The following is a 353-nucleotide window of genomic DNA, read 5'->3' as shown; positions in this document are numbered from 1 at the left end:
TTTTTTTCAAGCAGAAGACGGCATACGAGATGTACGCTGTATTCGGCAACCATGACTACCTATTGAAAGACGAACACTTTCGGAAGCTGAAACGTGTACTGGAAGATAACGGATGCATCACCCTACAGAACCAGCATGTCTCCATTGAAGTGGAAGGCGAGACACTCAACATTATCGGGATTGATGATTACAGCACGAAGCGAAGCGATATTGCCGGTTCATATAAAGGGCTTAAAGAGGGCTACAACCTTGTATTGACGCATGATCCGAACGTTGTGCTTGATATGCAGGAATTTCACTTTGACTATCTTCTTTCAGGACATTTTCACGGCGGTCAGATTCATTGGCCGAAG

The 353-nt window shown here is 44.8% G+C and carries 1 protein-coding gene; it reads left to right on the top strand.

Annotation, left to right across the window (positions count from 1 at the left end; genetic code table 11):
* A partial coding sequence (locus L324_RS44375; protein ID WP_161780817.1) for a metallophosphoesterase occupies positions 1-353 on the top strand: 353 nt, incomplete at both ends.

This window comes from Amycolatopsis orientalis DSM 40040 = KCTC 9412 (assembly GCF_000478275.1).
Classification (GTDB): Bacteria; Actinomycetota; Actinomycetes; order Mycobacteriales; family Pseudonocardiaceae; genus Amycolatopsis; species Amycolatopsis orientalis.
The sequence above is the reverse complement of the archived record's forward strand: the minus strand, read 5'-3'. Positions and strand labels throughout refer to the sequence as shown.